The organism is Kitasatospora sp. NPDC058243 (genome assembly GCF_042882025.1).
GTDB lineage: Bacteria > Actinomycetota > Actinomycetes > Streptomycetales > Streptomycetaceae > Kitasatospora.
This window is the reverse complement of record NZ_JBHVWW010000014.1, coordinates 132079-139338: the sequence shown is the minus strand read 5'-3', so window position 1 is coordinate 139338 and position 7260 is coordinate 132079. Positions and strand designations below refer to the sequence as shown.

At 73.8% G+C, this 7260-nt stretch carries 5 protein-coding genes; 3 read left to right on the top strand and 2 right to left on the bottom strand.

Annotated features, from left to right (window positions below; all coding sequences use genetic code 11):
* Nucleotides 1-195 precede the first annotated feature (195 nt).
* Nucleotides 196-1146: a deoxyribonuclease IV gene (locus ACFVX9_RS12995; RefSeq protein ID WP_387981596.1), complete on the top strand. Its 951-nt coding sequence runs from the start codon at nt 196-198 to the stop codon at nt 1144-1146.
* Between the two features lie 75 nt (nt 1147-1221).
* On the opposite strand, the gene ACFVX9_RS12990 is transcribed toward ACFVX9_RS12995, so the two are convergent.
* On the bottom strand, nt 1222-1428 hold the full coding sequence (locus ACFVX9_RS12990; RefSeq protein ID WP_063350286.1) for a hypothetical protein: 207 nt from the start codon (nt 1426-1428) through the stop codon (nt 1222-1224).
* A gap of 451 nt (nt 1429-1879) precedes the next feature.
* On the opposite strand from ACFVX9_RS12990, the gene ACFVX9_RS12985 reads away from it, so the two are divergent.
* Nucleotides 1880-3262 carry an amino acid permease gene (locus ACFVX9_RS12985; protein ID WP_063351611.1) on the top strand — a complete coding sequence of 461 codons (1383 nt, stop codon included), beginning with the start codon at nt 1880-1882 and terminating at the stop codon, nt 3260-3262.
* Between the two features lie 237 nt (nt 3263-3499).
* A complete protein-coding gene (locus tag ACFVX9_RS12980; RefSeq protein WP_380486960.1) occupies nt 3500-3919 on the top strand; it encodes a hypothetical protein in 420 nt (139 codons plus the stop codon).
* 66 nt (nt 3920-3985) lie between these two features.
* Here the strand turns inward: ACFVX9_RS12980 and ACFVX9_RS12975 are convergent, their stop codons facing one another.
* On the bottom strand, nt 3986-5815 hold the full coding sequence (locus ACFVX9_RS12975; RefSeq protein ID WP_387981594.1) for an ABC transporter ATP-binding protein: 1830 nt from the start codon (nt 5813-5815) through the stop codon (nt 3986-3988).
* Nucleotides 5816-7260: the final 1445 nt, after the last annotated feature.

The following is a 7260-nucleotide window of genomic DNA, read 5'->3' as shown; positions in this document are numbered from 1 at the left end:
GAGTTGGTTTTTTCCCTTTCCTGTTTTTGGCCGTTGGGATGGGGGGTTGGTTGTTTGTTGTTTCGTTCCCTGGCGTTCGTTTGTGTGTTCCATCCCCCCCCGCCCCCCCCCCCACGGCACGCCACCGGACCGACCCCGGCACCGCCGGCCGGGCCGCGTGCCACCGCCGGCCGGCGGCGTGACATCCTCGGGGCCATGACCACCGCACCCGCAGCGCCCCTCGGCACCCTCCGCAACCCGGTCGGCGCCCACGTCCCGGTGGCCGCCCGCGGGCTGGCCGGCACGGGGCTGGCGTACGCGCGCCGGGTCGGCGCCGAGACCGTGCAGGTGTTCGTGGCCAACCCGCGCGGCTGGGCCACTCCGCCGGGCAACCCCGCGCAGGACGAGGAGTTCCGGGCGGCCTGCGCCGAGCAGGGACTCCCCGCCTGGGTGCACGCGCCGTACCTGATCAACTTCGGCTCGGACAACCCGGCCACCCGCGAGCGCTCGGCCGACTCGCTGCGGCACTCGCTGCGCCGCGGCCAAGCGATCGGCGCACTGGGCGTCGTCCTGCACACCGGCTCGGCGGTCGGCACGGCGCCCGGCGGCGGCTCCCGGCGGGCCGAGGCGATGGCACAGGTCCGGGCCGACGTGCGGCCGCTGCTGGACGAACTGGACGCCCTCGGCGAGGACGCGCCCTGGCTGCTGCTGGAGCCGACGGCGGGCCAGGGCAGCTCGCTCTGCTCCCGGCTGGAGGAGCTCGCCGAGTACGTCGAGGCGCTGGACGGGCACCCGAAGGTCGGCGTCTGCCTGGACACCTGCCACGCCTTCGCCGCCGGGCACGACCTGGCCGTACCGGGCGGGGTGACGGCCGCGCTGGACGCCCTGGCGTCGGCGGCCGGGCCGGGCCGGCTGCGGCTGATCCACGCCAACGACTCCGAGGACGTCGTCGGCGCGCGCAAGGACCGGCACGCCAACATCGGCGCCGGGATGATCGGCGCGGAACCGTTCCGCGAGCTGTTCGAGCACCCGGAGACGGCCGGTGTCCCGCTGCTGGTGGAGACCCCGGACCGCAAGCACGGCGGGGACGGCACCGGGCACGCGATGGACATCGCCGTACTGAAGGAACTGCGCGAGCGGGCCGCCGCCCCCGCCCTGCCCGCCTGACCTGCTCGGACCGCCGCGCGGACAGCCGTGAGCCCGGAGGCCCACAGCGGCCCCCGGGCTCCGAGCTCGGACGGATCAGCCCTCGCTGTGCTCGTGGTAGTTGAACCAGTTGGCGTGCGGGCCGAACAGGCCGACACCCGCCGAACCGGACTCCAGGCCCTGCCCGGAGGACGGCACCGGCGTGTGGCCGAACGCCATGGCCGAGGTCGGCACGGCCACCACGGCGGCACCCGTCACGGCCACGATCACCGCGAGCTTGCGGATCTTCCCACGAAGCGACATCTACTGTCCCCTAGTTCGTCTCTGGTCCTCTGACCCGCGCCCCCGACCGGCCACGTCGACCGCCCGCAGGCTGGGCGACGCCCCACGGGGAGGCGCCGGGCCAACGTTTGCACACGAACGCGCACGCGCCGCGGCGCGCCGCAACCCGGCTGAGGCATCCGGGTGACGACATCCCTCCCCCGGGTGAACGCCCTCGGACACCCGGCCGCACGCCGAACGGCCGCGCCGGACCGGCACTGGACGAGCGCCCGTCCGACCGGCACTGGACGAGCGCCCGCCGGAGCGGCGCAGGACGAGTGCCCGTCCGACCGGCGCAGGACCGCAAGTCTTGCGGTGACATGCCAGGCCGACTGAACAAATCCCATCGATTTGGTACAGAGCGCCACCCGGTTCGAGCATGAACGGTGGCTCCACCGAGCACGAGCAGGACCACGAAAGGCGCACCACCCTCATGCAGACCAGCCCGGCCGCACCCCGGCAGGCGACCCGACCGAGCCCGCCGCAGACGCCGGAAGCGGTCACCGCGACACCCCGCAAGGGCGGCCGCTTCGGCCTGCCGACCGCCACCGCCCTGGTGATGGGCAACATCATCGGCGGCGGCATCTTCATGATCCCCGCCGCCGTGGCCCCCTACGGGACGGTCAGTCTGGTCTCCTTCGTCGTCCTGACCGTGGGCGCGATCGCCCTCGCGCTCGTCTTCGGGCAGCTCGCGCGCCGCAACCCGCGCACCGGCGGGCCCTACGTCTACGCCCGGGAGGCCTTCGGGGACTTCGCCGGGTTCCTGTCGGCCTGGTCGTACTGGATCACCACCTGGGTCAGCAACGCCGCGCTCGCGGTCGCCGCCGTCGGCTATCTCGACGTGCTGCTGCCCGTCGGCCACTCCATCGGGCTCAGCATCGCCGCCGCGATGGCCTTCCAGTGGCTGCCCGCGCTGGCGAACCTGGCCGGCACCCGCTACGTCGGCGCCGTCCAACTCGTCTCCACTGTCCTCAAGTTCATCCCGCTGCTGCTGGTCTCGGTGGGCGGTCTGGGCTTCTTCGACGCGCGCAACCTGGGCCCCTTCGACGCCACCGGGCACGGCTGGGCCGGCGGGATGACGGCGGCCGCGGCCATCCTGCTCTTCAGCTACCTGGGCGTGGAGTCGGCCGCGATGAGCGCCGGCCAGGTCCGCGATCCGGAGCGCAACGTCGGGCGGGCCAGCGTGCTCGGCACGGCCGGTGCGGCGGTGGTCTACCTGCTGGGCACGCTCGCGGTCTTCGGCACCGTCGCCCACGACCGGCTGATCCACTCCACCGCGCCGTTCTCGGACGCCGTGGACGCCATGTTCGGCGGCACGTGGGGCGGCACGGCCATCGCCGTCGCCGCGCTCGTCTCGATGACCGGCGCGCTCAACGGCTGGACGCTGCTGGCCGCCCAGGCGCCGTACGCGGCCGCCAAGGACGGGCTGTTCCCGGCCGCCTTCGCCAAGGAGCGGCGCGGCGTCCCGGTGTTCGGCGTCGTGACCAGCGTCGCGCTGGCCTCGGTGCTGACCATCCTCAACTTCGCCACCGGCGCCAAGGGCGCGTTCGAAATCCTGGTGCTGGTCACCACCTTCACCGCGACCGTCCCGTACCTGCTCTCCACCGCCGCGCAGCTGTACTGGCTGGTGCGCGGCATGCCCGACAAGGTCTCCGGGGGCCGGCTCGCCCGGGACGCGGTGCTGGGCCTGGGCGCCTTCGGCTTCTCCCTGTGGCTGGTGGCCGGCGCGGGTTACGCGGCCGTCTACCAGGGCGTGCTGTTCCTGTTCGCCGGGATCCTGGTCTACGTCTGGATGGCGGCCCGCCGCCGGGACTGACGGCCCGAGGACCGGGGCCGCGGCGGCTCGGAGTAACGAGCGCCTGACGTATCGTCACGCACCTTGCCGGAGGCGGCAGATGTGGACATCCTTGGCCGGAGGTTTCCCTCCCGGGCGGCTCCGCGCCATCGGCCGGGCCGCCCGCACCGGATAGACGGGAGGCCGGAACCTCCGCACCCTGCACCGCCGTTCCACGCGAACCTCCGTTTCCGTGAACCTTCGAGTACCGGGAGTGCCATGAAGATCCTGAGGCTGTTGACAGTCCCCGCCGCCGTCCTCGCCCTGACCGCCGGCACCGTCACCGCCGCCGCAGCGGCCCCGGCGCGGCCGGCCCTGAACGACGTCGTGGTCCTCGGCGTCGCCTCCAACGGCCAGACCGTGCAGGTCCACCCGGGTGACGTGGTCCAGGTCAACCTGCCGCCCTACCGCGACAGCACCGTCACCTGGCTGTCCTCCGTCCCGGCGACGACCGCGCCCTCGGTGCTGCCGCAGACCTCGGGCAGCACCGACCCCGACAACACCGCGCACGCGACCTTCAGCGCGGCCACCGCCGGGACGAGCGACATCACCTGGATCTGGCGCTGCGCCTTCCCGGACCGCGGCTCGGCCTGCCCGCCGTTCGTCTACTACCTGCGGACCACCATCGTCGTCTCCTGACCGCACGCACTCGAACGGCCGGGGTCCGCAGCCTGCGGATCCCGGCCGTTCGAGTGGGGGCGAAGGTCACCCGGGCCCGTGGTCCCGCTCACCGGGAAGCCCCGCCTCGGACACGTTCACCGCGACGGCCTCCGGGCGCCCGGCGGCCGATTCCGCGAAGCGGGGGCGCGGGGCGTCCGGCGGCTGGAGGGTGAGGACGTGGTCGGCCAGCGGGAGGAAGGCCGGGTCGTGGGTGATCAGGATCGTGGTGCGGCCCGCCATCAGGCGGCGCAGCGGGGGGATCAGCTGCTGGACGGTCTTCGGGTCCAGGCCGGTGGTGGGTTCGTCCAGGACGAGGACCGGCGCGCCGCGCAGGAAGGCCCGGGCGATGGCGACGCGCTGGGCCTGCCCGCCGGAGAGCTGGAAGCCCTCGTCGCCGATGACCGTGCCGTACCCCTGCGGCAGCGCGGTGACGAAGCCGTGGGCGCCGGCGCTGCGGGCGGCGCGTTCGATCTCGTCCTGCGGGGCGTCGGGCCTGCCGTAGGCGATGTTGTCCCGGATGGTGGCGTGGAAGAGCTGCGCCTGCTGGGGCAGGAAGCTCATCGCCCCGCGCAGCGAGGTGATGGTCAGGTCCTGGATGTCGACGCCGTCGAGACGGACGGTACCGGCCTGCGGGTCCAGGAAGCGGACCAGGAGCTTGGCGAGCGTGGACTTGCCGCTGCCGCTGGGGCCGATCACGGCCAGGACCTTGCCGGGGCTGACGTCGAAGCTGACGTCGGACAGCACCGGGGCGTCGTAACTGCCGGGGTAGGCGACGTGGACGCCCTCGAAGGAGACCCGGCCGCGGACCGCGCCGGCGTCCCGCGCGGCGGGGCTCTCCCGGACCGGACTGGACAGGTCGTGGATCTCCAGCAGGCGCTCGCCCGAGGCGCAGGCCGCGCCCGCGAGCGGGACGAGCCCGGCGAGCTGCTGGATCGGCTCGAACAGCTGCGCCATGAAGGCGGCGAAGGCGAGCAGACCACCCAGGCTCAGCTCGCCGCGGATCACCTGGAGGGCGCCGACGCCCACCACGACCAGCCCCGCGAGCATCTGGAGGACGTTGAGGAGGGGCTGGTAGAGGTCGGACATCCGGGCGGCGGAGAGCTCGGCGTCCAGCAGGGCCTTTCCCTCGCGGTGCACCCGCTCGACCTCGCGCTCCTCCTGGCCGCAGGTGCGGGTGACCACCACGTTGCGCAGCGTCTCCTCCAGCAGCGCGGTCACGCCGCCGGCGCGGCGCTGGACCTGCCGCTCCCGGATGCGGATGCGGCGCCCGAAGAAGCCGGTGGTGAAGATGAACAGCGGCGCGACGATCAGCGCCGCCAGGGTGAGGGGCCAGCTCAGGTAGAACGCCGCACCGGCGAACAGCACCAGGCTGGTCGAGGCCACCGCGCCCTCGACCAGGCCGGTCGCGACCATCTGCTCGATCGTCGCGATGTCGGCGGTCATCCGGGCCACCAGGTCGCCGCGCCAGCGGGTCTCCAGGGTGTCGGGCGGCAGGGTGTGCAGATGGGCCAGTGTGCCGGTCCGGAGCCGGAGCAGGTACCGCTCGGCGATCCAGGTGCCGGTGTAGGTGCCCGCGAAGGTGAACAGCGCCGCCGCCGCGGCCGCGGCGAGCATCGTGCCACCGAGCGGCCAGAATTCGGCGAAGTGCCGCGGCACCAGGACTTCGTCGATCAGGTCCTTGAACATCCAGACCGAGACGACCTCGCCGAAGGCGCCGAGAACGAGCAGCACCGCGCTCAGCGGCAGCCAGCGCACGTCCGGTCGGACCCACGGCCAGAACCGCCGGAACAGATCACGCAGCGAGATGACGGGCGAGTCCGCCACCGGCCCCTGGTCGATGGCCCGGTCGGCTGCCCGGTCCTCCGGACCCCCCATGGGCGTCGCACCGTGCATGGAGGAACCCCACTCAGGATGAGGGGCCGGCGGTGATACCGCCGGCCCCAGGGATGGGTGTCATGCCGGGCTGTTAAGCACAGCCCGGACCGCCCTTATCTGTCACCAGAAGCCAAACCGACGACGGCGGCCGTGGCGACGGCGGCGACGGTCACGTTCACGTCCGCGACCGCGGTCCCTGCGGTTGAAGTAACTCATCACGACTCCATTTCTTCCCTTGCATTGGCACGCCGCACGTCCACGGCCGACGCCGACGGCGCGGACCCGGGGAGCACGACAGAGACTGCCGTTGCCGTGAGACAGCCCTAAGCGGCGGGCACGTCAGGGATGTGCCTGCCAGAGCCGTTCTCACATCTCCAGTATCCGCCTGACGCCCCGGCTCGCAGCTTCTGGACGGCAACCGCGAACGGTCCTCGGCATGCGAAGGGCCCCCGGACGCGGCCGCCCGATCACCGCCCCGGCGGCCGGATCCGACCCTCCCGCCCGGCCCCCCGACGAGCCGGGTCGGGCGAGGATCCGCCCGGTCGACTCCTCGACTGACCCACCGTCAAGTGCCGTTCGTCCGGCGTCTCGAAACAGCCACCCCCGCGCACCGAGCGCCGCCGCCCACCGGTCGACCGCAGGCCCCCGCGACGACGGCTTCGGCGCGAGCCCCCGGCCCTCGCGCCCCTCCCCGAAGACCCCCGCCCGGGCCGCCGACCCCGCCCGCCGAGGCCTACCCGGATGGCGCAGCCGACCGACGGGGCGGGGGTGGGGAGTCCCGCGCGGCGAGAGGCGAGACCCCGCGTCGAGCCCCGCGGAAACCACCGGAACGACGCCCCGGCACCGCCGACGCCACGGCAGGTCCGCCTTGAGGAGGCGCCCCGGAGCCGCCTTCCGGGCGACTCCGGGGCCGCGCGAGAACCCGAAGCGACTGCGTTCGGGTGACGGCGCCACCATCGGCGCCACCATCAGCCCCCCGCCCCACTCCCCGCCCACTCCCCGGCCCGCCCGCCGGCTGCCCGTGTTGCTCGGCCCCTCAGTGGCCGCGCCGGTATCGCAGCTACGGGGCGGCGTTCCTCGTCACAGGAGCCTTCGTCCGGGATGCCCCTTTCCCTGGAGGGTGCTCCGAAGGAGACGCCGGTGTGGTGGGGGTGGTGGGGGCGGTCGTCGGCTCGGGCAACTGGGTGGGTGAGGCCGAGGGCGAGTAACTCGGCGACGGCGCCGCGGCGGGCGAGGAGACCTCAGGGGTCCGGGTCCGGGTCGGGGCCGGGGTAGGGGTCGGGGCCGGTTGTACCGGCACCGGCGTCGCCGGGTGCGAGCCGCCTCCGCCCCCGTTCGTCGAGGGGCCGCCGAGATGGCCCGCCACCTCGACCACGCCGCCGCAGGCGAGCAGCACCGCGGCCAGCACGGACAGCCCGGCGGAGGCCCTCAGCGCCCGGGGCGCC

Coding starts and splice junctions, on each gene's coding strand:
- ACFVX9_RS12995 (WP_387981596.1), top strand. CDS start 196: ATGACCACCGCACCCGCAGCGCCCCTCGGCACCCTCCGCAACCCGGTC.
- ACFVX9_RS12990 (WP_063350286.1), bottom strand. CDS start 1,428: ATGTCGCTTCGTGGGAAGATCCGCAAGCTCGCGGTGATCGTGGCCGTG.
- ACFVX9_RS12985 (WP_063351611.1), top strand. CDS start 1,880: ATGCAGACCAGCCCGGCCGCACCCCGGCAGGCGACCCGACCGAGCCCG.
- ACFVX9_RS12980 (WP_380486960.1), top strand. CDS start 3,500: ATGAAGATCCTGAGGCTGTTGACAGTCCCCGCCGCCGTCCTCGCCCTG.
- ACFVX9_RS12975 (WP_387981594.1), bottom strand. CDS start 5,815: ATGGGGGGTCCGGAGGACCGGGCAGCCGACCGGGCCATCGACCAGGGG.